The organism is Candidatus Phytoplasma citri, assembly GCF_002009625.1.
GTDB classification, from domain to species: Bacteria; Bacillota_I; Bacilli_A; order Acholeplasmatales; family Acholeplasmataceae; genus Phytoplasma; species Phytoplasma citri.
This window is the reverse complement of sequence record NZ_MWKN01000096.1, coordinates 1-1621: the sequence shown is the minus strand read 5'-3', so window position 1 is coordinate 1621 and position 1621 is coordinate 1. Positions and strand designations below refer to the sequence as shown.

Sequence of the window (1621 nt, the reverse complement as noted above, 5' to 3'; positions counted from 1 at the left end):
TCTCCAAGTTACTCTAAATTTCTACCTTAATTCTTTAGGGGAAGTATCCTCTTTAGCGAGGCTGATTCCAGGTTTTCTTTAGTTGATAAACTACTCAATACTTATATATTATATTAATAGACTCTGGACTGTCCGCTTCAGCAACTTCCGGAACAGGTTTGTCAATTACCTCAATTTTCCTTCTTAGGCCATTTCAGGCTTCTCCATGGAATTATTTGGTGGCGAATTATCTTGACTAATTTGCTTTCGTCGCAACCCGCTTTTATGGTCTGCTGTAATCTGGCATTCTTTCGTCTGCCGGACCGACCATATCCTTTCAGGGTTTATCGACCCTGGCTATTGGTGAAATAGCACGAAATTTAGGCTTCTTTGGCGCCCATATAAAAACGATTATATTTTGTAAATAAATTTTCTTGTTTTCTATTCAAAGGCTTTACTAAAATAGAAGTAATATTTAATTCATTAGCTCCTTTAATATCTGTGGCTAATTGATCTCCAATCATGACCACTTCTTGAGTTTTTATTTGAGTTAAACTTAAAACTTGGCGAAAACCCCAGGATGAAGGCTTTTTATGTAAAAAATTAAGATAAACATAATTCCAATTAGGTTCTAAAATTTTTTTTAATTTACGATTGGAAGCATTTGAAAGAATAATTATTTGAAATTTTGTACTAATATTTGTTAATAAATTGTAAACTTTATTATCTAATGTTGTTTGATAGGGTTCTATAAGAGTATTATCCAAATCAAATAATAAAACTTTAAAATTTTTTCTAAAAAAATATTCGAAAGGAATTTCAAAAACAGAATCATAATAAAAATCAGGTATATAATGAAGGTAATTTTCTAATTTTTTTATAATTTTCATATCTTAATACCGAATTAATGTATTTTCAAAATTTTAATATCAATAATTTTGCCAGTTTCAGATTTATATTTTACTTTATCACCTTCTTTATGACCTTGTAAACTTTGTCCAATAGGAGATTCAATAGAAAATTTATTATTTAAAGGATCTACTTCTAAAATTCCAACTAAATGTAATTTTAAAATTTGCATATTATCTAAAAACTGAATATCTACTGTATTACCGATAGTAACAATTTCTTTATTTTGATTAAAATGATCAATTATTTCCATATTTTTTAAGATATTTTTGATTTCAGAAATTCTTGTTTCTATTATTATTTGTTCATTAGTAGCAGCAGCATAGTCAGCATTTTCACTTAAATCACCTTGATCACGAGCCTCTTTTAAAGAAATTAAATTTTCACTTCTTTTAGTAGAAGTTAAATGATCTAACTCTTGTTTTAATTTATTTAAACCTTCTTGAGTTAATTTATAAATTTGTTTATCTTTATGAATATTTTTTTTATCAACTTTATATTTATTCGTATAAGAATCAATAATATCATGATTCATAATAACTAACCTCTTTTTTTTTTGTTGTTTTTTTATACTAGATAATTCATTTTATCGTTTAAATATATATGTAGATGGTAAAAAATTTTTACAAGAAATACTTAAACCATCCCCTAAATCAGAAAATATAGTTTTAAAAAAATAATTATTTTTTAAATATATTTTAAATTCTTGTATTTTAATACGGATAGATTAATT

At 25.7% G+C, this 1621-nt stretch carries 2 protein-coding genes; both read right to left on the bottom strand.

Features of this window, described 5'->3' with window-relative positions; all coding sequences use genetic code 11:
• Positions 1–359: 359 nt before the first annotated feature.
• Positions 360–869 carry a YqeG family HAD IIIA-type phosphatase gene (locus B2G44_RS02230; protein ID WP_078123194.1) on the bottom strand — a complete coding sequence of 170 codons (510 nt, stop codon included), beginning with the start codon at positions 867–869 and terminating at the stop codon, positions 360–362.
• 14 nt (positions 870–883) lie between these two features.
• Positions 884–1423 carry a transcription elongation factor GreA gene (greA, locus tag B2G44_RS02225; protein ID WP_180372485.1) on the bottom strand — a complete coding sequence of 180 codons (540 nt, stop codon included), beginning with the start codon at positions 1421–1423 and terminating at the stop codon, positions 884–886.
• Between the last annotated feature and the right edge of the window lie 198 nt (positions 1424–1621).